Source organism: Stenotrophomonas sp. YJH_SMC_119 (assembly GCF_059368315.1).
In genome coordinates this window covers 235,958-261,690 of record NZ_JCAFRP010000005.1, presented here as the reverse complement: position 1 = coordinate 261,690, position 25,733 = coordinate 235,958, and the positions used below count along the sequence as shown (strand labels likewise).

The following is a 25,733-nucleotide window of genomic DNA, read 5'->3' as shown; positions in this document are numbered from 1 at the left end:
AGATGCTCCCAGTCAACACCTTTCATCTACTTGCATCATGGTGCGGTTGGGCGGGCTGACGATCCACAGCCGCAATGCCGCTGCTGCCAGACGCTCACGCTCAACCGGCCCGCGTGCGGCCAGGACACCCTCGAGATACTGTTGGCGGTGCCGGCGCGGACTGACCGTCGTCCAGCGCCCGTCGGTGCCCACGCGCCGGTAGCCGTCCAGTTGCAGCAGGCGACGTGCTTCGCAGTGCAGGCGCCAGTCGCCGCTGCTGCTGTCAACGTCGCGACCATCATGGAGGCGCGGCATCTAGAACGGCCCTGCCGCGTGCTCGGCCAGACTGCGTCTGCGCTGTGGCATCAGCCAGACCTTGGCCCGCTCCTTGCCCACCACGCGGGTGCGCACGCCATGCCGCTTCACCACGTAGGCGGCGGCCTCGTTCACCTCGCGACGGTTGGGCCTGTCGATGCCCACCGCGATGACGATCTCGGTGGCGCGGTAGTGCGCGCTCCAGTGCTCGGCAGGGAGCGACCAGTCGAAATGACGATCGATCAGTTCGGCGATCGGCGAGATGGGCTCGTGTTCGCTGTTGGTGGCATTGAGCGCATCCAGTTCCTCGGCACTCAAGTGCCAGGTCTCGCCACTGCAGTACAACGCATGGGCCTCAGCCCAGACCTGCTGCATGTCGATCCGCGCCGGTTCGCCCAGCGCCACGGCGTGCACGGTCCACCAGCGGGTGTTGCCGGTGGCATCGCGGAGGAAGCGTTCGTCGTTGACACTGGCAAACAGGATGGTGCGCCGCGCATAGCGGGATTCGGTGCGCGCGTAGGGGCGACGGATCTCGTCATGGCTGCGCGAGATGAATGATTTCAGCGCCGCGATATCGGTACGGCGGAAGGTGGCATCGACTTCGCCCAGCTCGACGATCCATCTGGAGATGACCTGCTTGACGCTGTCCTTGTTGGCCGGATCGAGCACCACACCGTCGGCGATCAGTTGCAGCTCTACCGGCGCCAGCTGCCGCGCCCAGCGTGTCTTGCCCAGGTTCTGTTTCGAAACGAACGTCAGCACGCCGCGCGCGACCACGCCATCGGGCTCAAACGCCGCAGCCACGCCGGAGATCAGCCAGCGCCGCATCAGGACTTCCTTCAGCACGCGGCCGTCGGCCATGTGCGTGGGCTTGGCTTCCTGCACTGTATCGAAGAACGCCTGCAGGCGGGACTGGCCATCCCACGGCCGTGAGGTGATCCAGCTGGCGACCGGGTTGTAGGGATTGGCTTCGGCCACCTGGCACAGGTTGGTCTCGAAGCTGGCGGTGGCCATGCCGGCGCGGTGCATGCAATCCATCACTTCGCCCGCCGCGACCTCCTTGGCGTTGTCCACGGTCGTCTGCAGCCCAGGGACCAGAATCTCCAGATCCTTGCGGATGACGTTGTAGCGCACGGTCACACCGGTACGACGGCACAGTTCGGCCAGGTTGCGGGCGGTTGGCAACGGCCGCCCGCGCGCGTTGGTATCGGGAAACGGGGTGAAGGCATCGAATGCGGACAGGTTGCCAGGCACCTGGTAGCGCGCGCTGGCCGATGACGGCGCATCGTCCAGTGCCACGTCGTCGCCCCCTGCCGGCGGCATGGGGGGCAACAACTGGGCACGCACGGTGTCCAGCCCCTCGCGCAGATGCAGGTCGTTGAAGTCGGTAGGGCGGTCATCGTCGCCATGCAGCGTGGCGAACTCGGGCCAGACCACGCGGGCATCGATGTCCGCGGCAGCCTGCGTGGCCAGGGTGACGCCAGGGTTGTCCAGCGGCTGCCGCGTCCACTGATCGTTGTCGGCACACAGCACGAATGACGCGTCCGGCATGGCGCCGCGCCAGGCTCGGGCGACCGCGCCAAGGTTGCCTGCATCCCAGGCCACCACCACGCACCAGCCCGTGGCCTGGTGGATGGATCCGGCGGTGGCATAGCCCTCTGCAATGGCGATCGGCTGGCCGGTAACCGGCTTGCCGATGACATGGAAGCAGCCCTGCTTGCGGCCACCGGAAAGGAAGTCCTTGTCGCGGCCAAGTGCTGGATCCACGCGGGGAAAGATCGCCTGCAACGAGACGATACGGCCCGCGCTGTTCATCACCGGTACCAGCAGGGCGCTGTCGATGTGGCGGAAGACAAGGCCATCGCTGTTGCGCACCGGCCATGGCGCCACACGCAGGCCATGTGCGTGGATGCCCTTGCGTACGAGATACGGGTGGTGGGCATCGGCAGGAATGGCACGGTTCCACAGCACGTTGGCCGCCTTGGCGGCGGCGTCCTCGCGTTCGCGCTGATGCCGTTCGCGCTCGCTGCGGGCCGCCTCCTGGCGTTGCCTGATGGCACGCTGCTCGGCGGCGCTCAACGCGGTCGGCGATTTCGCGCACCAGGCATGGCGGGTGCCGGTCCGCCAGCTGCCGAACTCGCCGGCCGGCACGTGGTCTCCAAACAACACCGCCCAACCATTGCGCGTGCCACGACGGTCGCCTTCCACATGGAAGCGCACCAGCGTGCCATCGGCGTTGAGCGCGTCGCGGCCGCGCGCGTCCGGCACGATGCCGTGCGCGTGCATGGCCTGCAGGAACGCGGGAACGATGTCCTGCGTGGGATGCGGTGTGTGCATTCGACAAGGCCCCTGGGAACGTGGATCGGTCCACGGCGGCCGATGGCGGCCAACGTGCTGTGCAGTGTCCGGCGTGCGCAGGTCACGCAGCGGCCGACCGACGCAGTGTGGTCAGGATGTGATGGAAGTGGTGATACGGTCATGGTGTCGGAACGGGGCTTCATTTGCAACACCTTCCAGCACCTTGCATCCCTGACCGCGATGGCGCCACCCAGTACGCGTTGGATCTGCGATGGCGTTCGCAGATCACTGTGATCGTGCCGATGCGTCGCAGTTGGCGAGAACCGGTTTTCGGATGATGCGATCGCCGTCAACGACGGCCCATCGTTTCTCTCCATCGCGCCTTCGGGCGCCCGTGCACAAGGAGCCTGCATGCCTGAAATCCACTGCAACCACGAACGCCGATCCGCCGCGGAATCCGCGTCGTTGACCGTCGTTGCGACGTTCTCAATCGGTGCGACCACCCCTCGATAAAATACAACCCGCATGACGGACACCATCGACGAAGCGCAGGAAATGGAAGCGCGCCACCTGCAACGCGCCCTGGCCCAGCACGCAACGCGGGCCAGCAACGTTGCCCCTCTCACTCCCATGGGGGAATGCCACAACCCGGACTGTAGCGAGGACTTCGACAACGATCCGGCAAGACTGTTCTGCGGGCCTGCCTGTGCCGAGCGTTTCGAAGCCATCCATCAACACCGCAACGCATAGGAACAGGGGACATGTCTCTGAACAGCAACGACGCTGGCTTCACCGAACGCATCGCCGGTTTATCGGCCGAGCTCGCCGTGCTGGTGAGCCTGGTGGAGAACCACATCCATCTGCAGCTGGCTGATCTGGCCGACTCGGGTGATGTGGATGCACAGGAGCGATTTGCGGTAGCCGATCCGGAGCGCTGGTTGGAGAACGCCCGCAACAGCCTGCAGGCGGGTTTCATGTTCCTGGAGCGCGCGGTGCAGCAACCGGCGCGGTTCTAGTCATCCGGTGCGGGGGCGGAAGGGGCCGGCCAGGCTGCCTTCCGTCCCCCTCGGGCAGTGGACGATCCCCTGCGCTGGAGGCTGCGTCATAACGTCGCACTGGCCGCCGGGCAACCCTGAACGTGGTCCAAGGTTGACCGCAGGCCCGTAGAATGGCCGGGTGCGTCGTTCTGTCCTCCACCGCCGGTTCCAGGCCCTGGCATGGCTAGCCATGCTGCTGGTGCTGCTTGCCCCGCTGGTGAGCCGCTGGCTGGCGCATGGTCACGTTGCAGCGGCTGTGCCGGTAGCGGCGATGGACCATTCCCAGCATGCGCAGCATGCGATGGAGGGCCATCACGACCACCACGCGATGGCGATGCAGCAGGGCGAGGTCTCAAAGAAGCCGCCCGCCGATCCACACGCCGCGCATGAGATGGGCGTGGACTGCGACTACTGCCTGATCGCCGCGCGGCTGATCACCCTGCTGGTGGCGGCATTGCTGCTGTTGGCACCGATGGTATCGATATGCCGTGCGCTGCGTGGTGCAGTGCAGGCGTTGCCGCAGCGGGTCAGCGGCACATTGGGAGCGCGCGGGCCACCGGTCTTCATGGCTGTCTGAGCCCTGCGCGCACGCCTTTGGATTGATTTTCCCAAGCTGCCAGGCCTGGCCTGGCGCGACTGCGTGCGCGTTCGCCGAACTCCCTGAGCTGCCCTGCCACTGCAGGGTGGCCTTGCATGCCGTGAACAGATGAAAACGAACCCCAACTCCGCGCGCCTGCGCCGGGCGACGCTGCCTGCCATGTGCGCGTTGCTCCTGCACACCGCCTCTGTACTTGCCGCCGATGCGGCACCACCGACCACGCTGGATACCGTGCGCGTGGTCGATACCCGCAGCGGCGAGCTGTCTTCCACCTCCAGCGCAGGCTCTGCGTTGGGCCTGAGCGTGCTGCAGACACCGGCCAGCCTGACGGTGATTTCGCGCGAGCAGCTGGAACAGCGCGGCGACACCAACCTCAATGATGCGATCAGCCGCGCCGGTGCGATCAGTGCGATGCCGCACCCGGGCAACGGCCTGAGTGCGCTGTCCAGCCGTGGCTTCACCGATGGCGCTTCCGTGATGCGCCTGTATGACGGGCTGCGCCAGTATGGCGGCGTGGGCATCACCTTTCCGTTCGATACTTGGTCCATCGAGCGCATCGAAGTGCTGCGCGGTCCGGCCTCGGTCATCCATGGCGATGGTGCCATTGGCGGGGTCATCAACATCGTGCCGAAGAAGCCGACGCGCGGTGCCATCGAGAACGAGATCAGCGTGACCGTGGGCAGCGAGGACACCGCACGTCTGGGCTTCGGCAGTGGCGGCGCGCTGACGCCCGAGCTGGCCTACCGGCTGGATGTGAGTGGCAACTACAGCGGTGGCTGGGTTGATCGCGGGCGCAGTAGTGATGCCACCTTCTCCGGCGCACTGCTGTGGCAACCGCGTGCGGATCTGCAGCTGTCGCTCACCCATGCGGAAGGCTATCAGCAACCGATGCGCTACTTCGGCACGCCACTGGTGGATGGCCGCCAGCTGGAGGCGCTGCGCCACCGCAACTACAACGTGGAAGACAGCGACATCCGCTACCGCGACCGCTGGACCCAGCTCGATGCGCTGTGGACGCCGAACGCAAGCGTCGAATGGCGCACGCGCCTCTACCAGATCGACAGCCAGCGCGATTGGCGCAATGCCGAAGCCTACGTCTACAACCGCGCTACCGGCTTGATCGATCGCTCAGGCAATACCGAGATCACCCACGACCAGGACCAGACCGGGTTGACCTCGACGCTGAGGGTACAGGGGAACATTGCGGGCCTGGCCAACAGCTTCGCCGTGGGCCTCGATGCCAACCGCGCGCACTTCAAGCACACCAACAACACCTATGCCGGCAGCTCGGGCCCGGTCGATCCGTTCGATCCGGTGCCGGGCCAGTTCACCAGCGACGCGCCGAACCTGCCGCGCTACCGTAATCGTGCCGAGCAGTACGCGCTGTTCGTGGAAGACCGCTTGGCGCTGAGCGAGCGCTGGTCGGTGCTGGGTGGGCTGCGCCACGACCGCGCGCGCATTGATCGTACCGATCTGATCAGCGGCCAGAACGCGTTCTCGAAGACCTACCGCAGCACCGGCTGGCGTGCAGGCACGGTGTTCGCGTTGCGGCCGACGCTGAGCCTGTATGCGCAGTACTCGCAGGCGGCGGACCCGGTCAGTGGCCTGTTGATGATCAGCCCCGCCAACGGTGCCTTCGACCTGGCCAAGGGCCGGCAGATCGAGGTGGGCCTGAAGCAGGCCTTCGATGGCGGCGAGTGGACGCTGGCGGCGTACCGCATCCGCAAGACCGGGCTGCTCAGCCGCGATCCGCTGGTGCCGGATCGCCGCGTGCAGGTGGGCGCACAGACCTCGCGTGGCATTGAGGCGTCCTTGAACTGGAACTTCGCGCCGCGCTGGTCGCTCGATGCCAATGCCACGGTGCTGAAGGCCGAGTTCGAGGACTTCCTGGAAACCACCGGTTCGCGGGCGGTGCTGGTGTCGCGTGATGGCAACGTGCCACCGAACGTGGCCGAGCGCCTGGCCAATGTGTGGCTGAGCTGGCAGTTTGCACCGGACTGGAGTGCGGCGGGCGGCGTGCGTTACGTCGGCAAGCGCTACGCCGACAACGCCAACACCTTGGAGCTGCCCGGCTACAGCACCACCGACCTGGCACTGACCTGGCAGGCGGCACCGCGCACGCGGCTGTCGGCGCGGCTGTTCAACGTGTTCGACAAGGCGTACTACGCCACCGCGTACTACACCAGCACGCAGTGGCTGCTGGGTGCGGACCGGCGCGTCGAATTCACCGTCGATCATCGCTTCTGAGGACGCTGGCGATGACGTTGCGATCCACCGCCAAGCGCTGGACCTACCTGGTGCACCGTTGGCTGGGCATCGGCGGATGCCTGCTGATGTTGCTGTGGTTTGTCAGCGGCATGGTGATGCTGTTCGTCGGCTACCCGAAGTTGACGCCCGGCGAACGGCTGGCGGCGTTGCCGGTGCTGGGTGATGCAAGGGATTGGCGAGGACTGTCGGCGCTGCCGGATGCTGTACAGGCCGAGCCGGAAGCCGTGGCCCTGACCACGGTAGGCGGTGAAGCGGCGTATGTGGTGCGCAGCGGCAGCAACGTCGGTGCGTGGTCGGTACGGACCGGCCAGGCGCTGCTGCCGGTTTCCGCCCAGCGCGCCGAAGCGGCGGCCGCGCAGTTCGCCGGTGGGCAGGCCTTCGTTGGTGCGATGCGCGTGGATGAGGACCGCTGGACCCATTCGCGCTCGCTGGATGCGCATCGGCCGCTGTACCGGGTTGAAGTGGGCGGTGCGCAGCCGGGGGATGTGTATGTGTCCTCGCACACCGGCGAAGTGGTGCTGGACGCGCCGCGCGTGCAGCAGCGCTGGAATTACGTGGGTGCGTGGCTGCACTGGCTGTACTTCCTGCGCATGCAGTCGGTCGATCCGGTGTGGACGTGGGTGGTGATCGTGCTGTCCGCGCTGTGCACGGTGGCGGCGATCAGCGGCATCGTGGTGGGTGTGTGGCGCTGGCGCTTCTGTGGGCACTACCGCACTGGCGCGAAGACGCCGTATGTCGAGCCCTGGATGCGCTGGCACCACCTGATCGGGTTGGTGGCAGCGGCATTCGTGTTCACCTGGATCTTCAGCGGCCTGATGTCGATGAATCCATTGGGCGTCTTCAGCAGCACGCGCGAGGCGATCGACAGCGGACGCTATCGTGGCGGCGCGGTAGCGGTGGATGGCGCGCTGGGTGAACCGGCGGCGCTGCTGGCGGCCGTCGACGACGCGCGCTTCAAGCCGGTGGAGATCCAGTGGCGACGCATCGGTGGTGAGCTGTTCGCGGTGTTGCTGGACGGGCAGGGCGAGACCCGCATTGTGTCCGGCAGTGATGGTCATCTGCAGGTTGCGCGGTTGCTGCCGGCCGCATGGCTGCAGCAGAAGGTGCGGGCGTTGTCGGATGCGCCCATGCAGGGGTACTGGGTCCAGCTCGCAGCGGATGCGTACTTCTACCCGCGTGCACCGGAAGCCATGAACGGCGCAGCGGTACGCCGCTTCCCGGTGGCGGTGGCTGATTTCGACGATGCCGAGGCGACGCGGGTCTACCTCGATCTGGCCACTGGCGACCCGTTGCTGACGATGGGGCGTCGCGAGCGCGTGGGTCGCTGGCTGTTCTACTTCCTGCACAGCTGGGACCTGCCGGCGATGCTGCGTCAGGACACCGCCCGGCTGGCGGTGTTGCTGCTGCTGAGCCTGGCTGGCGCTGCGTTGTGTGCAACGGCCACGGTGATCGGCTACCGCCGGTTGCGGATGAAACTGCGGCGCAGGCGGCGCTGATGCCTTGGACTAAACCCGCAGCCAACGTGTGGACACGGCCACCAGCAACAAGGCCGTGGCCACACCGATGAACGCAGCAATCAGACCGAAATGATTGGCGGCAAAGCCGATCAACGCCGGTCCGGCAAGGATGCCGGCAAAGCCCAGCGTGGAAACGGCGGTGATGGCCAGCGCGCCGGGCATGCGGGTCTGGTGGCCGGCCAGCGAGAACAGCGCGGGCGCGATGTTGGCGCAACCGAGGCCGACCAGCACATAGCCCGCCAATGATGCCTGCCACGGCGTGACCAGGGTCAGCACCAGCACGCCGGCAGCGGCGAGCAGCGCGCCGAACACGATCGCGCGCTGGCGGCCCACGCGTGCCACCAGTGCATCGCCGAACAGGCGCGCGACCGTCATGGTCAGGGTGAAGGTCACATAGCCGACGCCGGCGAGGCTGGCATCGACGCGACGTACATCGCTGAGGAACACCGCGCTCCAGTCGAGCATCGCACCTTCGCCGAGGAAGGCGACGAACGCCAGCACGCCGATGAACAGCACGATGCCATGCGGCAGGGCCAGCATCGGTGTGTCGTGCGGCATGCGTTCGCTGTGCCAGTAGGTCGCCGACAACAGCGTCACCAGCAGCATGGTGCCGACACCGATCAGCACCGATGCCAAGGGCGGCAACTGTGCGGACAGCAGCACGGTCATGGTGGCCGCGCCGAGGAAGCCGCCAATGCTGAAGAAAGCATGGAAGCCAGACATCATCACCCGCCGTGCTTCGCGCTCGACGATGACGGCCTGCACGTTCATCGTGCAGTCCATCGCGCCCACGGCCGCACCGAACACGAACAGCACCACGCCCAGCGTCCAGGCCGAACCCGCCAGGGCCAGGCCGGGCACGGTCAGGCAGATCAGCAGGCTGCTGGCCACCATCACCCGGCGGCAACCGAGGCGTGCGGCCAGCACGCCGGACAAGGGCATCGCCAGCAGCGAGCCGGCACCGAGGCAGAGCAGCACCAGCCCCAGCGTGGCGTCATTGATCCCGGTGCGCGCTTTGGCGAATGGCACCAGGGTGGCCCACAACGCGGTGGCGAAGCCGGGAATGAAGAACGCAGCGCGGGTCGCGTGCTGTTCGGCACGCGCGCGGTTGGCAAGGGACATGAGCAGTACGGTCAGGGAGGCGTGGGGTGCACCGCGATACCGGCGGCGTGGAAGCGAGCCGCCAAGGCGGGCGGTGCGGTGGTGGTCAGCACCAGGTCGTCGATCTCGTCCAGGCTGGCGATCTGCCAGTTGCCGCGGGCACCGAGCTTTTCAGTGGTGGCGGCGACGATGACACGGCTGCTGCAGGCCACCATCGCGCGCTTCAGCGTGGCTTCTTCCGCATCCATCGCCCACACGCCGGTGTCGCCGTCCACCGCGCAGGGGCCGGGCAGGTACACGTCGGCACGCAGGCGCTGCACCTGGGCCAACGCCTCGGCACCGACCGCACCGCCACCGCTGGCCAGGCGCCCGCCGATCAGCTGCACTGAAGTGCCTTCGAGCATGCTGGCGGCGGTGGCGATCTGCGGGGCATTGGTGATCACCGTCAGCCCGAGAGCGGCCGGCAGCTGCTGGGCGATCGCCAGATTGGTCGAACCGGCATCGAGCAGTACCACCTGGCCGGGTTGCAGCAGCGCGCAGACGCGGGCGGCCAGCTCGGCCTTGTCGCCGCGGTCGCGGGTCAGGCGCTCGCGCAGCGGCCGTTCCTTGGGCGGCGGCAGCACGGCGCCGCCGTAGACGCGCTGGCACAGGCCCTGGGCGGCGAGTTCACGAAGGTCGCGGCGGATCGAATCTTCTGAAACGGCATAGCGGCGCGCCAGTTCGGCGGCGACCACGCGGCCCTGCTGGCGCAGTTCCTCGAGGATCTGGCGCGTGCGCTGGGCGGGGAGGGGGCTGGGATCGGAGCTCATGCTATAAGTCTGCACGTTCGTGCATAAACGTGCAATAACGTGCATTCAGCGGGAGGGCACAGGGCGGCTGGACTGCCGGTGAACCCGCCCGCCCCGGGGTCTATGGATCGCCCTCGCGGACCGGCATCATGGCGGGGCACTTGGCATGGGATCCCTGATGTCCCCCACCGTTCACCGCAAGCTGCGCATCAGCGCGGACCAGTACACCGGCCAGAAAGTGGTCGACCAGCAGTTCCACGAGTGCGATTTTTCCGGCGCCGACCTGACCGGTACCGAGTTCATCAACTGCAGTTTCTACGATGCCGACAGCCGTGCTGGCTGCCGCTTCAATGGCGCCACGCTGAAGGAAGCCAGTTTCCGCAGCTGCGATATCAGCATGTGCCATTTCAATTTCATCAAGGCGCTGGGCCTGGAGATCAGCGAGTGCCGTGCGCAGGGCGCGGATTTCAGCAACGCCAGCTTCATGAACCAGATCACCACGCGCAGCTGGTTCTGCAGCGCATTCATCAAGAAGTCGAACCTGCGCTATGCCAATTTCTCGCGGGTAGCGCTGGAAAAGTGCGAGCTGTGGGAAAACCGATGGGATGGCGCGAATGTGAGTGGCGCCAGCTTCGCCGGCTCGGACCTGTCCGGCGGCCAGTTCGAGGGCATCGACTGGAACAGCGCCAACTTCACCGACTGCGACCTGACCAACTCGGAGCTGGGTGAGCTGGACCTGCGCAGCACCAACCTGCGTGGCGCCACGCTGGACGTGCAGCAGGTGGCGCTGTTGATGCAGCGCATCGGCATCACGGTGGTGCCGTAGGCATCAACCGGTGTACGCCACCCAGCCCTTGAAGCTGAAGCCGGCATAGAACAGCTCCACACCATCGAAGCCGGCCTCCTGCAGCAGCGCCACTTCCTGTTCGGGGGCCAGCAGCGGCAGCCGCTCGGCAATGGCCTCGATCGCGCGCTGTGCATCGGCGTGGGCAACGCCCGAGGCTTCGGCGAACGCTGCGTAGCGCTGCAACCAGCGCAGCTTGCCGGCCGGATCCTGCGGCACGCTGTGGTGGGCCACCACCAGCGGCGCGCCGGGTTGCAGGCGCCTGTGCAGCTCGCGCAGCGTGTGCAGGCGCTGCGCGGCATCGAGGAAGTGCAGGGTCAGCAGGCAGCTGGCCCCATCGAAGCGCAGATCGGGCGCATCGTCGATGTAGCCTTCCAGCAGTTGCACGCGCGGCATCAGCGGACCCAGTGTCTGCTCGGCCAGGGCCAGCATCGGCGCGGCCGGATCCACGCCCAGCAGCTGCCAGCCCGGCTGCGCCTCGGCAAAAGCCTTCAGCTCCAGCCCGCCACCGGCGCCCAGCACCAGCACACGGCCCTGCGCGGGAACGCGTTCGGCCAGCAGCAGGCGGCTCATCTGCTGCAACGCGAGGAAACCGGGCACCTGGCGCAGCGGCGCTTCGGCATAGCGGGCCACCGCCTGCGGATCGGAGAACGTGGACATGCGCGGATTCCTGCGGCGGGGGACATACCACTGTAGCGCGGCGCGCAAGAGGCATTGCGCGCCGCTGCCACACGGGCAGGACAGGGCTCAGGCCGCTGCTGCCTCAAGCACGTCTTCCAGCCGCACCTCGCCGAGGAAGCCACCGCTGCTGGTTGCCGGCTGCTGCGCTTCGATGGCGTGGGCGAACTGCACGCCGGCGTCGTCCTGCAGGCGCTCGAACAGCTGCTGCACCCTGGGGAACTCGCGACGATCGACCACCTGGTGATAGTCGTTCCAGCGCGCGATGCCGGCGAAGTACGCATCGGCGAAGCTGCGCTGTTCGCCCAGCAGCCACGGGCCTGTGCCGATCATCTGCTCCAGCGCCTGGTGGGCGTGGCGCACCTTGGTGGTGCCATAGGCACGCAGCGCCTCGCCGTCATCGCCTTGCGCATGCTCCAGTGCGTGCCAGAGCGGCGCGTAGGCACCGAAGAAACTGGTGTTGAGATAGGCCAGCCGGTGGTTGAGGCGATCGAAGCCGGGCGTGCCCTGTGCGAAGCCCAGCCCCTGCGCGATGCCCTTCGCGGCCAGATGGTTGAGGATGGCCAGGCTCTCGCTGAGCAGCTCGCCCTGCGCGGTGCGCAGGGTCGGGGTTTCACCCAGCGGATTGAGGCGGCGGTAGTCTTCGCTCTGCACCTGGCCGGGCATGTCGATGCGGCACAGGTGATACGGCTGGCGCAGCCATTCCAGGGCGACGATGGAGCCGAACGAGCAGCCCGAGGGCACGCCGTAGAAGAGGATCGGGGTCATGGCAGGTTTCCGGTTCAAGCCGCGATGCGGCGGGTGAGGAAAGCGTGCCTGCGTGGACATTGCCCCGGAAGCCGCTTGAATGGCATCCTGAAGTCCACATCTGTGGACGTTGCGCATGCTCAACCTCAACGATCTGGCCCTGTTCGTGACCGCGGTGGAGCAGCGCGGGTTCGCTGCAGGCGGGCGCCATCTGGGCCTGCCGCGCTCGACCCTGAGCAAGCGCGTGGCGCTGCTGGAAGAACAGCTCCAGGTGCGGCTGCTGCAGCGCAGTTCGCGCCGCTTCGCATTGACCGAGGTCGGCCAGGAGTTCTTCGAGCGCGCACGCGCAGCGTTGTCTGAGGTCGAGGCCGCCGAGGCCATCGTCCGCGACCGCCAGGCCGAACCCAGCGGCACCGTGCGGATCAGCGCTTCGATTCCGGTGGTGCAGGGGGAGCTCGCCGCGTGCCTGCCCGCGTTGGCCCGCCGCTATCCACGGCTGCGTATCGAAGTTGAAGTGAGTGATCGTTTCATCGACCTGGCGCAGGAAGGCATCGACATCGCCCTGCGCAGCCACTTCGGTCCGCTGCCGGATTCCGGGTTGGTGCAGCGCATGCTCGGTAGCGAACGCATCGTGCTGGTGGCGTCCCCTGGTTATCTGGCAGCCGCGCCGGCACTGGACACGCCCGAACAGCTACGCGCGCATGCCGGCCTGCTGACCGCGCGCCATGCAACGCGCTGGACGCTGCACGGCGCCGACGCCCGCACCGTGCAGGTGGAGCCGCAGGTGGCGCTGGTCGGCAATGAATCGCAGCTGCTGATCGCGGCGGCAGAAGCGGGTCTTGGCATCACCGTACTGCCACACAGCCTGTGTGCTGCGGCCATCGCCGCCGGCCGCCTGCAGCAGGTGCTGCCGGCGTGGCATGCCGGCGAAGTCACCACCAGCGTGTTGCTGCCGCATCGTCGCGGCCAGTTGCCGGGCGTGCGCGTGGTGGTGGATGCGCTGGTCGCGCATTACCAGCTCAACGCAGCGCGCGCGCCAGTACCTGCCAGATCTTCGGGTCCTGGCACTGCGAAACGTTGAAACGTACATAGTCGGCCGCGCGCTGCGACTGGCTGAACGCGTTGCCCGGCGCCAGCACGATGCCCTCGCGCAGGCATTGCCGCGCCAGTGCGGCGGCGTCGCGGCCATCGGGCAGCTGGCACCACAGGAACAGGCCGGCTTCCGGCTGCAGCCACGGCATGATGCCCAGCGTCTGCAGTTTCCGCAGTGTGTGCCGGCGTGCATCGGCCAGCCGCGAACGTATCGACTGCATGTGGCGGCGGTAACCGCTGTCGGTCAGCGCGATGTGCATCAACTGCGCGGCCAGATGACCACCGCCGAAGCTGGTCGCCAGCTTCAGGTCGGTCAATGCCTCTATCCAGTCGTGGCGCGCGGCGATGTAGCCGCAGCGCGACGCTGCCGACAGCGTCTTGGAGAAGCTGCCGACGTGGATCACCCGTGACAGCCCATCGAGCGCGGCCAGCCGCGGTGCCGGCTGCAGTTCGAAGTCGGCGAAGATGTCATCCTCGATGATGATCAGTTCGCTGCGTTCGGCCAGGCCCAGCAGGCGGTGTGCGGTGCTTGCGGAAAGTACCGCGCCGGTCGGGTTGTGCAATCCGGAATTGGTGATGTACAGCCGCGGCGAATGTGCCTGCAGGGCCTGCGCGAACGCCTCCAGGTCCGGGCCGCTGTGCGTGTACGGCACGCCGATGGCCTGCACCTGGTGCGCCTTCAGCAGCGCGTGGTAATTGAAGTAGCTCGGGTCATCGACCAGCACGCAGTCGCCGGGCTTGAGCAGGAAGCGGCAGAGCAGATCGACCGCGTGCGTACCGGATTCGGTCAGCAGGATCTGCTCCACCGGTGCATCGATGCCAAGCGTGGCGCTGCGCCTTTGCAGCAGCTGGCGCAACGCGGGCAGCCCGAGCGGGGCGGCGTAGTCGACCAGTTGCATGGCATCGGCACGCGCCAGCCGGCGCAGGCCGCGGCGCACGCCATCGTGATACAGCCAGTCACTGGGCATCCAGCCGCACCCTGGCTTGAGGTCGCCCGCGGGCGTTTCCAGCGATTGCCGTGATACCCACAGCGGATCCACCGCGCGATCCAGCCGCGGCTCCATTTCGGCCAGCGCCAGCGGTGCGGCCGGGCCACTGACGTAGAAGCCCGAGCCTGCGCGTGCACTGATCAGGCCTTCGGCCGCCAGGCGCTCGTAGGCCTCGACCACGGTGGAGACTGAAACTCCCATCGCCGCCGCCTGCGCACGTACCGAGGGCAGGCGTGAGCCAGGGCCATCCAGCCGCGCACTGATGCGGGTGCGGACGGTCTGGATGACCGATTCGATGCGGGTGAGCGGACGCGGCATAGCGGAACCGTAGTGGAAGTGTGGGCAGTACAGTTACTTGCGACTGTACTGGATTGTAGCTGGGGTCTTCCCGCGCCGGATGCTTCCATGCAGGTCCAGCCGGGCATCGTCCGGCACCTTCAGGAGTACAGGCGTGGAACGGTCGGCGAGTGGTTGGATCAATGGCTTCATCGGTGTGGTGATCTTCGCCGGCTCCCTGCCGGCCACCCGCCTGGCGGTGCTGCAGCTGGACGCCGGATTCGTCACTGCTGCACGCGCCACCATTGCCGCCGTGCTCGGCCTTGGCCTGCTCCTTCTGCTGCGCCAGCCGTGGCCGCGGCGCAATGACCTGCCCGGGCTGGTAGTGGTCAGCCTCGGGGTGGTGGTCGGCTTTCCGCTGTTGACCGCACTCGCGCTGCGTCACGCATCGTCGGCGCACACCATCGTGTTCCTCGGGCTGTTGCCACTGAGCACTGCGGTGTTCGGCGTGCTGCGCGGCGGCGATCGACCGCGCCCGGCGTTCTGGCTGTTTTCGTTGCTGGGCAGTGCCTGCGTGGTCGGCTATGCGGTGCGCAACGGCATCGAGGCGTCCTTGCAGGCAGACCTGCTGATGCTGGCGGCCATCGTGGTCTGCGGGCTGGGCTATGCCGAAGGCGGCTGGCTGGCCCGTCATCTGGGCGGCTGGCAGGTGATCAGCTGGGCACTGCTGCTGGCCTTGCCGGTGATGCTGCCGCTGACAGTGCTGATGCGCCCGGCCTCGTTCACCGCGGTCGATGCCTCGGCATGGTGGGCACTGGGCTACGTGGCAGTGTTCAGCATGCTGCTCGGCTTCCTGTTCTGGTATCGCGGGCTGGCCCAGGGCGGTATCGCCGCCGTCGGCCAGCTGCAGCTGCTGCAGCCCTTCTTCGGCCTGGCCCTGGCCGCGCTGCTGCTGCACGAATCGGTCAGCCTCAGCATGGTGCTGGTGACCGTGGTCGCGGTGATCTGCGTGGCCGGCGCGCGCCGCTTCAGTCGCTGAACGAAAAAGGGGACGGAGGGGATTAAGTCGTAATCGGTCCTACTGTGCCTGAAACGACTTAATCCCCTCCGTCCCCTTTTCCGGGGCGCCCTGGAACAGATGCGCAACGGCATAGTCGATGAATACCCGCAGGCGTGCACTGGGATGGCGCCCACCGGGCCATAGCAGCGAGAACTGCCCCTGGTGCGTGGGCAGCGCAGGCAGTACCCGTTGCAGGCGGCCATCGGCCAGCGCGTCAGCAGCGAGGAAGTCAGGCATCCAGGCCAGGCCCATGCAACCGATCGCAGCGGCCAGCACGGCCTCCATGTTGTTGCAGGTCATCGCCGTGGGAAGGCGCGCTCCGGCATCGCCTTCGATGCCCGGCAGCTGCCAGGGATGCAGCTTTCCCGTGGTGGGGTAACGAAAGCGCAGCGCGGTATGCAGGCGCAGCTCGCCCACATCGCCGGGCGTTCCATGCACCTGCAGATAGCCCGGCGCCGCACAGAGGATGAAACGAAAGCCGCCCAGTCGCCGTGCGGTCAGGCTGGAATCGGCCAGTTCACCACTGCGTATCACCGCGTCCAGGCCTTCGCTGACCACATCGACGATGCGGTCGTTGAAGTCCAGTTCCAGCTGCACCTGCGGATAGCGTTGCTGGAAGCCGGGCAGCACCGGCAGCAGGAAGCGGTACCCGATGGTGGGCAGGCCGATGCGCAGCAGCCCGCTGGGGGCGTGCTGTCGCTGCGCCAGGTCCGCCTGTGCTTCGGAAAGCTCGTCCAGTGCACGCCGGCAGCGCTGCAGCAGCAGTTCGCCTTCGTCGGTGAGATGCACGCGGCGAGTGGTGCGTTGGAACAGCCGGGTGCCGAGCTCCTGTTCAAGGCGGGCGATGCGCTTGCCGACCGCCGACGCGGACAGGCCAAGTGCACGCGCAGCACCAACGATGCTGCCGGCCTCCGCGGTGCGGACGAAGGCGAGCAGGGCAGAAATGGAGTCCATGCGGGGCATGATTACGGAACAGTGGGACGCAATCAACGTCCATCGGGCCTGTTTTTCAGGGATAGCGGCCCGTCCATCATCAATGCCCCTGATGGATGGAGGCCCGCATGGCCCCGGTTTCGATGCTCCCTGTACCTGTCCAGACGCAGCAGCGCTGGACCCTGCTTGCCGTCTGCCTGGCCGCACTGGCGTTGCCGTTGTCCTTCTCGGCCGGTGCGGTCGCGGTGCCCGCGCTGGCCCGTTCCGTGGCGTCGTCGCCGAGCGTGCTGGCCTGGGTGACCAACGCCTTCATGCTCACCTTCGGCAGCCTGCTGCTCGCTGCCGGTGGCCTGGCCGACCGCTATGGCCGGCGGCGGTTGTTCCTGCTGGGCACAGCAGGCTTCACCATTGCCACGATCGCCGTCTGCCTTGCTCCCACGCTACCCTCGCTGGATCTGGCGCGTGGGTTGCAGGGCGTTGCCGCCGCAGCGGCGTTGGCATCGGGCACGGCTGCGCTCGCGCATGCCTGGCAGGGGCCGATGCGTGGCCGTGTCTTCGCTCTGCTGGGCGCCACATTTGGTGCGGGGTTGGCGCTGGGGCCGCTGCTTGCGGGTCTGCTGCTGCAGGCATTGGGATGGCGCAGTGTGTTCGCCGTCGGCGGCGTGCTGACATTCGCCGCCTTCGTACTGGGCGCGCGTGTGTTGCCCGAAAGCCACGGTGAACGCGGGCGGCTGGATGTCGGCGGCATGCTGGGCTTCAGCCTGATGCTGGCAGCGTTGACCCTGGCCCTGCTGTGGCTGGGCGAGTTCGGCCTGCATACCGTGCGCGTGCAACTGGCGCTGTTGGCGACGCTGCTGCTGGGCGCAGCGTTCATCTGCATCGAACGACTGCACCGCTCACCCCTGCTGGACCTCTCGTTGTTCTCGCAACCGGCGTTCCTCGGTGTCCAGCTGCTGCCGGTCGCAACCTGCTTCGGCTACGTGGTGCTGCTGGTGGTATTGCCTCTGCAGCTGCTGGGAGTGCACGGACAGAGCGCGACCCTGGTGGGGCTGCAGATGCTGGCCCTGTCCGCGCCGATGCTGGTGCTGCCGATGCTGGCTGCGCGCTGGGCGGAGCGCGTTGGAAGTGCGCGGCTGTGCACGCTGGGACTGCTGGTCTGTGCCTCTGGCCTGTACCTGTTGTCGCGCCATGCATCGCAGCCGTCGCCTTCGCAGTGGGTGCCGTGGCTGATGCTGGTCGGTGCAGGGACGGCCTTGCCATGGGGGCTGATGGATGGGCTGTCGGTCAGCGTGGTGCCGGTACAGCGTGCGGGCATGGCCGCCGGCATCTTCGGGACCGTGCGTGTAGCCGGTGAAGGCATCGCATTGGCCGCAGTCACTGCCTTGCTTGCGCTGCTGATCGGCCATCAGCTGCAGGGCGCGTCGCCGGCATCGCTGGCGCGTGCCGGTGCCTATCTGGCCACCGGGGCGCGGGAACAGGCGCAGGCACTGCTACCGGCGATGAGCCGCATGCAGCTGCAGCACGCCAGTAGCGAGGCGCTGGCAACACTGCTGCGTGTACTGGCGCTGCTGACCGCCGCATGTGCTGCGTTGTTGCACCTGTTGCTGCGGAAACGCAAAGACGCGTTGGTCGGGCGTACTGCGTAGCAGGCTCATCGCCCGCCTTCGCCGTCATCCCGTTGTCGTGTCCCGCTCACGCTGCCTATGCCCACCCGGGCCTAGGCTTGGTCGTCCCCGTCCCCCACGGAGACCTGCCATGTGGCTGCTCGATCATCTCTGGCCTGGCCGTCGACCGCTTCCTCCCCCGGCCGCGGATGCGCCACCGGCACCGCCGCGCCGGCCCTGGCTGAAACGACCCGCGCGGGCGGGGCGCAGCGGCATGGCGCCCTGGCAGAAGGTGGCCACCCCGCCGCGGCGCACGCGCCACTAGCCGGTGCGGTCTGATGGGTGGTTGACCCCATCGCTGACCGGGATCACCCCCAACGCGAACGGGTCGATGCCTTCCAGGCAGGCCACGTTGTAGCCGTACTGGTCGGGGTTGGAGCGGCGCCGGTGATGGGTGTAGATGCCGCACACGCCACAGAAGTAGTGCTCGGCCACATGGGTGTTGAACTGGTACATCCGCAGATGGTTCTGCCCGCGCAGCACCTGCAGGCCCTGGCGGGGGACGCTGGCGGCGATGGCGCCCCGGCGCCGGCACATCGAGCAGTCGCAGCGGCGGGGATCGACGATGCCGTCCGGCAGGTCCAGCAGCAGCTCGACGGTGCCGCAGTGGCAGGTTGCGCGGTGCTGGGGTTGGACCGGAACGCCGGCCACGGAAGTGATGCCCATCATTGCTCCTGTGTGATCCGTCTGGCCGCGGGGGCCGCCGCAGACGGTGCGCCGATGTGCCTGAACGGGCCGTAGATGCCACGGTGAACCCGCTTGTGGCTAACTATGCGGCTTCAGGACCGCGACAGGATGCCAGTGAAAGCCGCAGGACGATGGATGACAGGAAGTGCCATGGCGCTGCTGGCGCTGTGGGTGACCGGGCTGCTGGCCTATCAGTTGCCGGGGCCGGGCTGGCTGGCTACCGGCGTCGCCGGGCTGTGGCTGCTGGTAGCGCTGTGGGTGTCGTGGCGGGTCGCGCGGGGCCGTGCCTCGCGCCGCCTGGGCCTGGCGTTCGGGGCATCGCTGGCGCTGGCCGGCCTGTGGTGGCTGCTGCTGACCCCGCGCCAGGACCGCGTGTGGGCCGATGACGTGGCCCAGCGCCTGCACGTGGTGTCTTTCGATGGCCGCCACGTCGTGCTGGACAACGTGCGTGATTTCAGCTGGCGCAGCGAAAACGACTACGACGCCCGCTGGGTGCGCCGCGAGTACGACCTGGACCAGTTGCGCTCGGCCGATCTGGTGCTGTCGTACTGGATGGGCCCGGCCATCGCCCACACCCTGATCTCGTTTGGTTTCGAGGACGGCCGCCACGTGGTGTTCTCGCTGGAGATCCGCAAGGAGCGCGGTGAATCGTTCTCTGCGCTGGGCGGCTTCTTCCGCAAGTTCGAGATGACCCTGGTAGCTTCGGAGGAGACCGACATCATCCGCACCCGCACCAACGCGCGCGGCGAGGATGTCTACCTGTACCGGCTGCATGGCATGAACCGCGCACAGCTGAAGGAACTGTTCGCTGCGTACATCGCGCAGGCCCGCGAACTGGATGCCAAGCCCGGCTTCTACAACACGCTGACCAGCAACTGCACCACCATCGTCTTCGACCTGGCCCGGCACATCGCACCGCGCCTGCCGCTGGATTACCGCCTGCTGCTGTCCGGTTACCTGGCCGAGTACGCGCAGGAGGTCGGCGCGCTCGCTCCAGGTGTGCCGTACGCCGAGCTGCATGACAAGGGCCGCATCACCCAGCGTGCGCTGGACCTGGGCAGCGGCGACCACTTCTCCACCGTAATCCGCCAGGGCGTGCCCGGCACCGAGCAGGACCCGCAGCAATGACCCGATTCCTCCCACGCCGCTGGCAGCGCCTGCTGCCGGTGTTGTTCGCTGCCTCCCTGCTGCTGGGTAGCAGCGGTTGCGCGATGGTTACCGTCAAGCAGGTCAAGTCCAGCGATTCGCTGGTCAACAAGCGTGCCGACGTGCTCAACACGGGCAAGCTCAGCCCGGCCGCGCGCGAGACGCTCAGCGCGGCAGGCCTGGACGAGTCGCAGTGCGAAAAGGACTTCCTGGTCTGCCGCAGCACGCTGCTGATGACCGACGACCTCAATGTCGAGCAGCGGTTGTCGGCGCTGTCCGAACTGTGGGTGAAGGCCGCGCTGGCGATGACGCCGAAGAAGACGGCTGCCGGCGATCCGCCGATGAGCGATGCGGCGTTGGATGCCTGGCTGGAAGCGGCGCGCTATGCCTATGCCTACCTGTTCTACAGCGGCCGCTCACCGTCCGACCGTGCCTTCGAGGACCGCCAGACGCAGGTGCGCGACTATTACAACTACGCGGCCGAGAAGGCGGCAGTGGTGCTGTTCGTGCGCGCACGCGCCGCTGCGCTGGCCGGCGAGGACTACACGAAGCCGCTCACGGTCGGCAGCTGGTCGCTGGCCTCCAACTACCAGCAGCTGAACCTGAAGAGCATTCCCGCGCAGCTGGTGCCGGCCGGCACGGTCAGCTTCGTCGGCCTGCGCAGTACCTATCGCCGCGATGGCTTCGGTGCCGAGCTGGTGATGGTGATGGACCCGCCGAAGCTGGTTGCACCGGTGATCGCACCCGAGGGCCCCAAGGCCGAGACACCGCAGGAGGATGAGGACGACGCACGCCGTGGCCGCCGTCATCGCCATGACGATTCGGTGCCCGAGTTCAGCGAGATGTCTTCGATCAACGTCACCGCACTGCTGCGCTTCGAGGGCAGCAACCTGGACGATGTGATGCGCACGCGCCGGGTCGAGCTGGACGCTTATTCGCCCGAAGCCACCGAGCGCATCACCCTGCATGGCGAGCAGGTGCCGCTGGCCGGCAACTTCACCGCCGCCTATGGCCTGTGGCTGGCGCAGAGCGGTTTCGCCCGGCAATCGCTGCGCACCCTGTTCGGCATGAGCGAGGGCATCGGCGAACCGCACATCTACCTGATGCAGCCGTGGGACCCGAATCGTCGCATCATCTTCATGCTGCACGGCCTGGCCAGCAGCCCGGAAGCCTGGGTGAACCTGGCCAACGAGATCATGGGCGACCCCGAGCTGCGCCAGCAGTTCCAGGTGTGGCAGGTCTACTACCCGACCAATGCGCCGATCGCGTTGAACCGCTACGAGATCGCCAATGCATTCAACGACACGCTGAAGCACTTCGATCCCAACGGCAGCACGCGTGCATCGAAGGACATGGTCTACATCGGCCACAGCATGGGCGGCGTGTTGGCGCGCCTGCTGGTCAGTGACTCGGGCGACGTACTGTGGAATGACCTGCTGGCCAACTACGACCTGAAGGGCGAGCGCCTGAAGCGGGTGCAGAACAAGCTGGGGCCGTTGCTGCATTTCAAGGCGCAGCCGAACGTGGAACGCGCGATCTTCATCGCCGCGCCGCACCAGGGCACCGACATTGCCGGCAACAAGGTCGGGCGCCTGATCGGTCGCCTGGTACGCCTGCCGCTGACCATCCTCGGCAAATTCGAGGATGTGTTCCTGGCACTGGCGCAGGCCGAACAGCAGGTCGATGGCACGGCCAAGCCGAAGATTCCGAACAGCATCGACAACCTCAAGGCCAGCGATCCGTTCGTGAAGGCCGCCGCACAGCTGCCGATCGAAGCGGGCCTGAAGTACCACTCGATCATCGCCCAGCGCAAACCGGAACTGCCGGTGGACAAATCCGATGACGGGCTGGTGCCGTACTGGAGTGCGCACCTGCCGGGTGCATTGTCCGAGAAGGTGATCATCTCCGGCCACAGCGTGCAGGAGACCCCGCAGGCGGTGCTGGAAGTGCGGCGCATCCTGCATCGGGACATCGATGATGTGGGGGCCGGTACGCGGTAATGCCGGCCCCTGGCCGTCATCATCTGGACATTCCAGCGTTCGTGAGGTTGCCGGCCAGCGGCCGGCACTACCGCGATGCGCGGCGGCGCTACACCCGTCGCGCGATCACCGTGGCCAACAGCGCAAGGCCGAAGGTGATGGCCAGGCACAGCAGGTAGCCGGTGTGCGGGGTGCTTTCCACGAACAACGCGAACAATGCGCCGGAGACCGCCAGCGCGGTGGTCACCGACAGGGCCTCGCTCAGCTGCAGTGCCGAGGTGTTGGCACCTTGCTCCCGCGGCGCCGACAACGACAGCGTCAACACCGACAGGCTGGCGTAGATCATGCCCATACCGAAGCCGGTCACGGCCCAGCCGAGCAGCGACACCGGCAGTGGCACTACGTTGAACAGCACGGCCAGCGTGGCGGCGATGCCGACCGTCATCATCATCGTGCCGGCGCGCAGCAGCTGCTGGCGTGACCAGCCACGCTGCTGGTGGCCCTGCAGCCACGAGCCGGCGAACCAGCCCAGCGCACCGAGGCTGAGCACTGCGCCGGCCCAGCTGGGCGAGAGCCCGCGTTCGCGCTGTAGCAGCAGGGGCAGATAGGCCTCGCAGGCGAAGAACGCCGCCGCAGCGATGCCGCGCAGTGCGATCACGCTGGGCAGGCCACGGCGCAGGATCAGGGTTCCGGCCGGCAGCAGCCGATGCACACAGAGCAACAGCGCCAGCATCGCCACACCGATGCAGAGCAGGGCAGGCAGGCCCTGTTGCTGACCGCCGAAGTACAGCAGCAACGCGGCCAGCGAGGCACCACTGGCCCAGCGCACCACGTTGCCACGCCCATCGTCGGCGGTGCTGGCGGGACTGGGCTGCATGCGTGCCAGCGCGGGGCGCAGCAGCAGTGCCGCCGGTATCGCCAGCAGTGGTACCGCCAGGAACACCCAGCGCCAGCCGAGATGCTGCACGATCAGCCCGCTCAACGCCGGGCCGACCATCGAAGGCACCACCCAACCGGCCGAGAACGCGGCGAACACCTTCGGTCGCAGGTGTTCGGGGTAGCTGCGGCCAACCATCACGTACAGCGAGACCGAAATCGCGCCCGCGCCCAGGCCCTGCATCAGGCGCCCGGCCACCAGCATGCCCATGCGCGTCGCAAAGCCGGCCAGCAGCAGGCCCAGCACGAAGCAGCCGAGGCCGTGCCAGAGTGGCCGCGCAGGGCCGTGGCGATCGGCCCAGCGACCGGCCAGGGTCATGCCGATCACACTGGTGGCCAGGGTGCCGCCAAAAGCCAGCGCGTACAGGCGCAGGCCATCGAGTGCTTCGGCCACGGTGGGCATCGCGGCCGCGACGGCCAGTGCTTCGAAGGCGTGCAGCGCGACCAGCGCGACCATGCCGATGGTCGTGGCGCGGTAACGCGCGGACAGGATCGACGTTTCAGCCGGCAGGCCGGTGTCAGTGGGAGAGAGGGTCGGGGTCATACAGGTCAGATACGGGCCGCGCTTGTCAACTGGCGGCGAAGATAGCAGCATGCCACCTCAACTGTAGTTGAGGTCAAGCAATGGCATCCCAGGAACTCAGCGTTGGCGAGGTCTCCCAGCGCAGTGGCGTGGCCGTTTCCGCGCTGCATTTCTACGAGCGCAAGGGGCTGATCAGCAGTCTGCGCACCTCGGGCAACCAACGCCGTTACAGCCGCGACGTGCTGCGCCGGCTGGCGGTGATCCGCGTGGCGCAGCGGGTGGGCATGCCACTGGAAGCGGTCGGCCGCGCCTTCGAGAGCCTGCCTGAAGGCCGCGCGCCGACCAAGGCCGACTGGGCCAAGCTGTCCGCGCGCTGGCGCACCGAGCTGGAAGAGCGCATCCACATGCTGCAGCTGCTGCGCGATGAACTGACCGGCTGCATCGGCTGTGGCTGCCTGTCGCTGCAGCATTGCCGCCTGGCCAACCCCGGCGATGTGCTTGGCGAACGCGGCGACGGCCCGATGCGCTGGGAATGACCCGCGAAAAGGGGACGGAGGGGATTATGTCGTTTGTGCATTGACGACTTGATCCCCTCCGTCCCTTTTTTCTTACCAGACCGTGATCGTCTCGCCGCTCTGGATGCCTTCCACTGCACGCTTGAAGGCCAGCGCCGCGCGCTGCGCGCTCACCGCTTCAAAGCCCGGGAAGTAGGGTCCGTAGGCCGCCATCGATTCGATCAGCACGTTCGGGCTGACCACGTTGATGCGCAGGCCACGCGGCAGCAGTTCCAACGCGGCGGCACGCACGAAGCCTTCCAGCGCGGCATTCACCGAGGTGGCGTTGACGCCATCGCGGATCGGCTGTGCACTGACGATGCCGCTGGTCAGGGTGATCGAGCCGCCGGCGTTGAGATGGTGCTGCGCCGCCAGTGCCAGCCGCACCTGGCCCAGCAGCTTGTCCTGCAGGCCGAGGTTGAACTGCGCCGGCGTCATGTCCTGCAGCGGACCGAAGTGCAGCTTGCCGGCGGTGGAAATCACCGCATCAACCGGGCCGGTACGCGAGAACAGTTCGGCGACGCTGGCGTCGTCGGTCAGGTCCACGCGCAGTTCGCCACTGTTGCGGCCGGCGGCGAGAATCTGATGCTGTTGGCCGAGCTGGCGGGCGACTGCCTGGCCGAGGGTGCCGCTGGCACCAACGAGGAGGATCTTCATGGCCGTTCCTTGCGTGAGGGAGTGAACGCAGTCTGCGCCGTCACAGCGGGGTTAGGTAAGCGGCGTATGCTTTGCAGATTCCTAACTCCGGATTAGCAATGGATACCCTTCGCTGCATGCAGGCTTTCGTCGCGGTAGCCGAGTGCGGCAGCTTTGCAGGGGCCGCTGAACAGCTGCAGGTCTCGGCGGTGATGGTCGGCAAGTACATCCAGCAGCTGGAGGCGCACCTGGGCACCGGGTTGCTGCAACGGAACACCCGCCGCCAGCGCCTGACCGAAGCCGGCAGCGCCTACCTGGCCGGGTGCCGGCAGGTGCTGGAGCAGGTGCAGCAGGCCGAGGCCGACGTGGCTGGACTGCAGGTGCAACCGCGCGGGCTGCTGCGGGTCAGCGCACCCACCACCTGGGGCAGCTGCGTGCTGGCGCCACAGCTCGCCGGCCTGCTGCGCGCGCAGCCGCAGCTGAACGTCGAACTGGATCTGAGCAACCGCCGTGTGGATCTGATCGAGGACGGCTTCGACGTGGCGATCCGGGTCGGGCCGCTGCCGTCGCAGGAGGTGGTGGCGCGGCCGCTGCCACCGTATGCGATGAGCCTGTGCGCGGCGCCGTCCTACCTGCGCCGGCGCGGCACGCCGCGTACGCCCGCCGATCTGGAAGGGCATGACTGCCTGAGCCATCTGGCCTGGCGCGGTGGCCACGGCTGGCAGCTGGCCAACGGTGAACAGGTGGACTGGGAAGCGCGCCTGACCTGCAATGATGGTGTTGCACTGCGCGAAGCCGCCGTGGCCGGAGCCGGGCTGGTGCTGCAGCCGACCGCACTGCTGGCCGGGGAGATTGCAGCCGGGCGGTTGAAGCCGCTGCTGCGCGACTACCTGCCCGAACCGCGGCCGATGCACCTGATCTACCTGCCCGACCGCAGACCGCGCCCGCGGTTGCAGTGCTTCGTCGATTTCGTCATGACGACGTTGGGGCAATGAGCATCCACGCCATGCGTGGATGATGGTGGGTGCCGACCGTTGGTCGGCACACATCGGGGGCAATCATTCACCGCAGACAGCAGAGCACCGTGC

23 protein-coding genes and 1 pseudogene are annotated in these 25,733 nt (G+C 67.4%); 13 read left to right on the top strand and 11 right to left on the bottom strand.

Annotation, left to right across the window (positions count from 1 at the left end):
• Window positions 1–12: 12 nt before the first annotated feature.
• Window positions 13–294, bottom strand: coding sequence for a DUF7696 family protein (locus AC5P6S_RS10465; RefSeq protein WP_483723694.1), 282 nt, complete (start codon window positions 292–294; stop codon window positions 13–15).
• A complete protein-coding gene (locus AC5P6S_RS10460; protein ID WP_099484768.1) occupies window positions 295–2,631 on the bottom strand; it encodes a VapE domain-containing protein in 2,337 nt (778 codons plus the stop codon).
• 486 nt (window positions 2,632–3,117) lie between these two features.
• Between AC5P6S_RS10460 and AC5P6S_RS10455 the strand changes: the two genes are divergently transcribed.
• The 5 genes from AC5P6S_RS10455 (at window position 3,118) to AC5P6S_RS10435 (ending at window position 7,991) form a co-directional block, all read left to right on the top strand.
• Window positions 3,118–3,342: a hypothetical protein gene (locus AC5P6S_RS10455; protein WP_005408344.1), complete on the top strand. Its 225-nt coding sequence runs from the start codon at window positions 3,118–3,120 to the stop codon at window positions 3,340–3,342.
• An 11-nt stretch (window positions 3,343–3,353) separates the two neighbouring features.
• The gene (locus AC5P6S_RS10450; protein ID WP_012479313.1) at window positions 3,354–3,608 is read left to right on the top strand and encodes a hypothetical protein; all 255 of its coding nucleotides are present in this window, start codon (window positions 3,354–3,356) and stop codon (window positions 3,606–3,608) included.
• Between the two features lie 211 nt (window positions 3,609–3,819).
• Window positions 3,820–4,206 (top strand): DUF2946 family protein, encoded by a 387-nt coding sequence (locus AC5P6S_RS10445; protein ID WP_099484769.1) that lies wholly within the window; start codon window positions 3,820–3,822, stop codon window positions 4,204–4,206.
• A gap of 129 nt (window positions 4,207–4,335) precedes the next feature.
• Complete coding sequence (locus AC5P6S_RS10440; RefSeq protein WP_483723695.1) at window positions 4,336–6,474, top strand: TonB-dependent receptor; 2,139 nt, start codon at window positions 4,336–4,338, stop codon at window positions 6,472–6,474.
• Window positions 6,475–6,485: 11 nt separating this feature from the next.
• Window positions 6,486–7,991, top strand: a complete 1,506-nt coding sequence (locus tag AC5P6S_RS10435) for a PepSY domain-containing protein (protein ID WP_060380076.1) — start codon at window positions 6,486–6,488, stop codon at window positions 7,989–7,991.
• Window positions 7,992–8,000: 9 nt separating this feature from the next.
• On the opposite strand, the gene AC5P6S_RS10430 is transcribed toward AC5P6S_RS10435, so the two are convergent.
• Together AC5P6S_RS10430 and AC5P6S_RS10425 are read right to left on the bottom strand one after the other, a co-directional pair.
• Complete coding sequence (locus AC5P6S_RS10430; RefSeq protein ID WP_049459421.1) at window positions 8,001–9,134, bottom strand: MFS transporter; 1,134 nt, start codon at window positions 9,132–9,134, stop codon at window positions 8,001–8,003.
• A gap of 11 nt (window positions 9,135–9,145) precedes the next feature.
• Window positions 9,146–9,922: a DeoR/GlpR family DNA-binding transcription regulator gene (locus tag AC5P6S_RS10425; protein ID WP_005408351.1), complete on the bottom strand. Its 777-nt coding sequence runs from the start codon at window positions 9,920–9,922 to the stop codon at window positions 9,146–9,148.
• Between the two features lie 157 nt (window positions 9,923–10,079).
• Between AC5P6S_RS10425 and smqnr the strand changes: the two genes are divergently transcribed.
• Entirely contained in the window at window positions 10,080–10,727 is a 648-nt protein-coding gene (gene smqnr, locus AC5P6S_RS10420; RefSeq protein WP_414498233.1) for a SmQnr family pentapeptide repeat protein, read from the top strand.
• Window positions 10,728–10,730: 3 nt separating this feature from the next.
• Here the strand turns inward: smqnr and AC5P6S_RS10415 are convergent, their stop codons facing one another.
• The gene (locus AC5P6S_RS10415) at window positions 10,731–11,405 is read right to left on the bottom strand and encodes a class I SAM-dependent methyltransferase (RefSeq protein ID WP_005412477.1); all 675 of its coding nucleotides are present in this window, start codon (window positions 11,403–11,405) and stop codon (window positions 10,731–10,733) included.
• Window positions 11,406–11,492: 87 nt separating this feature from the next.
• A complete protein-coding gene (locus AC5P6S_RS10410) occupies window positions 11,493–12,191 on the bottom strand; it encodes a glutathione S-transferase family protein (RefSeq protein WP_043033649.1) in 699 nt (232 codons plus the stop codon).
• A 115-nt stretch (window positions 12,192–12,306) separates the two neighbouring features.
• Here AC5P6S_RS10410 and AC5P6S_RS10405 point away from each other — a divergent pair, with 115 nt between their 5' ends.
• Entirely contained in the window at window positions 12,307–13,251 is a 945-nt protein-coding gene (locus tag AC5P6S_RS10405) for a LysR substrate-binding domain-containing protein (RefSeq protein WP_114618879.1), read from the top strand.
• Here AC5P6S_RS10405 and AC5P6S_RS10400 read toward each other — a convergent pair.
• Window positions 13,190–14,569, bottom strand: a complete 1,380-nt coding sequence (locus AC5P6S_RS10400; protein WP_495204595.1) for an aminotransferase-like domain-containing protein — start codon at window positions 14,567–14,569, stop codon at window positions 13,190–13,192. The two genes, AC5P6S_RS10405 and AC5P6S_RS10400, sit on opposite strands and share 62 nt — an antisense overlap.
• Before the next feature lie 133 nt (window positions 14,570–14,702).
• On the opposite strand from AC5P6S_RS10400, the gene AC5P6S_RS10395 reads away from it, so the two are divergent.
• A complete protein-coding gene (locus tag AC5P6S_RS10395) occupies window positions 14,703–15,566 on the top strand; it encodes a DMT family transporter (RefSeq protein ID WP_099527135.1) in 864 nt (287 codons plus the stop codon).
• Window positions 15,567–15,605: 39 nt separating this feature from the next.
• Here AC5P6S_RS10395 and AC5P6S_RS10390 read toward each other — a convergent pair whose 3' ends face one another.
• Window positions 15,606–16,541, bottom strand: a complete 936-nt coding sequence (locus AC5P6S_RS10390; RefSeq protein WP_049397181.1) for a LysR family transcriptional regulator — start codon at window positions 16,539–16,541, stop codon at window positions 15,606–15,608.
• A gap of 107 nt (window positions 16,542–16,648) precedes the next feature.
• Here AC5P6S_RS10390 and AC5P6S_RS10385 point away from each other — a divergent pair, with 107 nt between their 5' ends.
• Complete coding sequence (locus AC5P6S_RS10385; RefSeq protein WP_099524424.1) at window positions 16,649–18,166, top strand: MFS transporter; 1,518 nt, start codon at window positions 16,649–16,651, stop codon at window positions 18,164–18,166.
• A gap of 279 nt (window positions 18,167–18,445) precedes the next feature.
• Here the strand turns inward: AC5P6S_RS10385 and AC5P6S_RS10380 are convergent, their stop codons facing one another.
• The gene (locus AC5P6S_RS10380; RefSeq protein ID WP_005408360.1) at window positions 18,446–18,850 is read right to left on the bottom strand and encodes a GFA family protein; all 405 of its coding nucleotides are present in this window, start codon (window positions 18,848–18,850) and stop codon (window positions 18,446–18,448) included.
• A gap of 171 nt (window positions 18,851–19,021) precedes the next feature.
• Here AC5P6S_RS10380 and AC5P6S_RS10375 point away from each other — a divergent pair, with 171 nt between their 5' ends.
• Window positions 19,022–19,999 carry an Lnb N-terminal periplasmic domain-containing protein gene (locus AC5P6S_RS10375; protein ID WP_044569600.1) on the top strand — a complete coding sequence of 326 codons (978 nt, stop codon included), beginning with the start codon at window positions 19,022–19,024 and terminating at the stop codon, window positions 19,997–19,999.
• Window positions 19,996–22,017, top strand: coding sequence for an esterase/lipase family protein (locus AC5P6S_RS10370; RefSeq protein ID WP_201861895.1), 2,022 nt, complete (start codon window positions 19,996–19,998; stop codon window positions 22,015–22,017). The genes AC5P6S_RS10375 and AC5P6S_RS10370 overlap by 4 nt, the downstream gene beginning before the upstream one ends.
• An 88-nt stretch (window positions 22,018–22,105) precedes the next feature.
• On the opposite strand, the gene AC5P6S_RS10365 is transcribed toward AC5P6S_RS10370, so the two are convergent.
• Window positions 22,106–23,527, bottom strand: a complete 1,422-nt coding sequence (locus AC5P6S_RS10365) for an MFS transporter (protein WP_049397187.1) — start codon at window positions 23,525–23,527, stop codon at window positions 22,106–22,108.
• 29 nt (window positions 23,528–23,556) lie between these two features.
• Between AC5P6S_RS10365 and soxR the strand changes: the two genes are divergently transcribed.
• A complete protein-coding gene (gene soxR / locus AC5P6S_RS10360; RefSeq protein ID WP_005415534.1) occupies window positions 23,557–23,991 on the top strand; it encodes a redox-sensitive transcriptional activator SoxR in 435 nt (144 codons plus the stop codon).
• A gap of 72 nt (window positions 23,992–24,063) precedes the next feature.
• Here soxR and AC5P6S_RS10355 read toward each other — a convergent pair.
• Window positions 24,064–24,693, bottom strand: a pseudogene (locus AC5P6S_RS10355) (short chain dehydrogenase); the annotation flags it as partial.
• A 71-nt stretch (window positions 24,694–24,764) separates the two neighbouring features.
• Here AC5P6S_RS10355 and AC5P6S_RS10350 point away from each other — a divergent pair.
• On the top strand, window positions 24,765–25,640 hold the full coding sequence (locus AC5P6S_RS10350; RefSeq protein ID WP_060381038.1) for a LysR family transcriptional regulator: 876 nt from the start codon (window positions 24,765–24,767) through the stop codon (window positions 25,638–25,640).
• Window positions 25,641–25,733 lie beyond the last annotated feature (93 nt).

Coding starts and splice junctions, on each gene's coding strand:
- AC5P6S_RS10465 (WP_483723694.1), bottom strand. CDS start 294: ATGCCGCGCCTCCATGATGGTCGCGACGTTGACAGCAGCAGCGGCGAC.
- AC5P6S_RS10460 (WP_099484768.1), bottom strand. CDS start 2,631: ATGCACACACCGCATCCCACGCAGGACATCGTTCCCGCGTTCCTGCAG.
- AC5P6S_RS10455 (WP_005408344.1), top strand. CDS start 3,118: ATGACGGACACCATCGACGAAGCGCAGGAAATGGAAGCGCGCCACCTG.
- AC5P6S_RS10450 (WP_012479313.1), top strand. CDS start 3,354: ATGTCTCTGAACAGCAACGACGCTGGCTTCACCGAACGCATCGCCGGT.
- AC5P6S_RS10445 (WP_099484769.1), top strand. CDS start 3,820: ATGCTGCTGGTGCTGCTTGCCCCGCTGGTGAGCCGCTGGCTGGCGCAT.
- AC5P6S_RS10440 (WP_483723695.1), top strand. CDS start 4,336: ATGAAAACGAACCCCAACTCCGCGCGCCTGCGCCGGGCGACGCTGCCT.
- AC5P6S_RS10435 (WP_060380076.1), top strand. CDS start 6,486: ATGACGTTGCGATCCACCGCCAAGCGCTGGACCTACCTGGTGCACCGT.
- AC5P6S_RS10430 (WP_049459421.1), bottom strand. CDS start 9,134: ATGTCCCTTGCCAACCGCGCGCGTGCCGAACAGCACGCGACCCGCGCT.
- AC5P6S_RS10425 (WP_005408351.1), bottom strand. CDS start 9,922: ATGAGCTCCGATCCCAGCCCCCTCCCCGCCCAGCGCACGCGCCAGATC.
- smqnr (WP_414498233.1), top strand. CDS start 10,080: ATGTCCCCCACCGTTCACCGCAAGCTGCGCATCAGCGCGGACCAGTAC.
- AC5P6S_RS10415 (WP_005412477.1), bottom strand. CDS start 11,405: ATGTCCACGTTCTCCGATCCGCAGGCGGTGGCCCGCTATGCCGAAGCG.
- AC5P6S_RS10410 (WP_043033649.1), bottom strand. CDS start 12,191: ATGACCCCGATCCTCTTCTACGGCGTGCCCTCGGGCTGCTCGTTCGGC.
- AC5P6S_RS10405 (WP_114618879.1), top strand. CDS start 12,307: ATGCTCAACCTCAACGATCTGGCCCTGTTCGTGACCGCGGTGGAGCAG.
- AC5P6S_RS10400 (WP_495204595.1), bottom strand. CDS start 14,569: ATGCCGCGTCCGCTCACCCGCATCGAATCGGTCATCCAGACCGTCCGC.
- AC5P6S_RS10390 (WP_049397181.1), bottom strand. CDS start 16,541: ATGGACTCCATTTCTGCCCTGCTCGCCTTCGTCCGCACCGCGGAGGCC.
- AC5P6S_RS10385 (WP_099524424.1), top strand. CDS start 16,649: ATGGCCCCGGTTTCGATGCTCCCTGTACCTGTCCAGACGCAGCAGCGC.
- AC5P6S_RS10380 (WP_005408360.1), bottom strand. CDS start 18,850: ATGGGCATCACTTCCGTGGCCGGCGTTCCGGTCCAACCCCAGCACCGC.
- AC5P6S_RS10375 (WP_044569600.1), top strand. CDS start 19,022: ATGGCGCTGCTGGCGCTGTGGGTGACCGGGCTGCTGGCCTATCAGTTG.
- AC5P6S_RS10370 (WP_201861895.1), top strand. CDS start 19,996: ATGACCCGATTCCTCCCACGCCGCTGGCAGCGCCTGCTGCCGGTGTTG.
- AC5P6S_RS10365 (WP_049397187.1), bottom strand. CDS start 23,527: ATGCTGCTATCTTCGCCGCCAGTTGACAAGCGCGGCCCGTATCTGACC.
- soxR (WP_005415534.1), top strand. CDS start 23,557: ATGGCATCCCAGGAACTCAGCGTTGGCGAGGTCTCCCAGCGCAGTGGC.
- AC5P6S_RS10350 (WP_060381038.1), top strand. CDS start 24,765: ATGGATACCCTTCGCTGCATGCAGGCTTTCGTCGCGGTAGCCGAGTGC.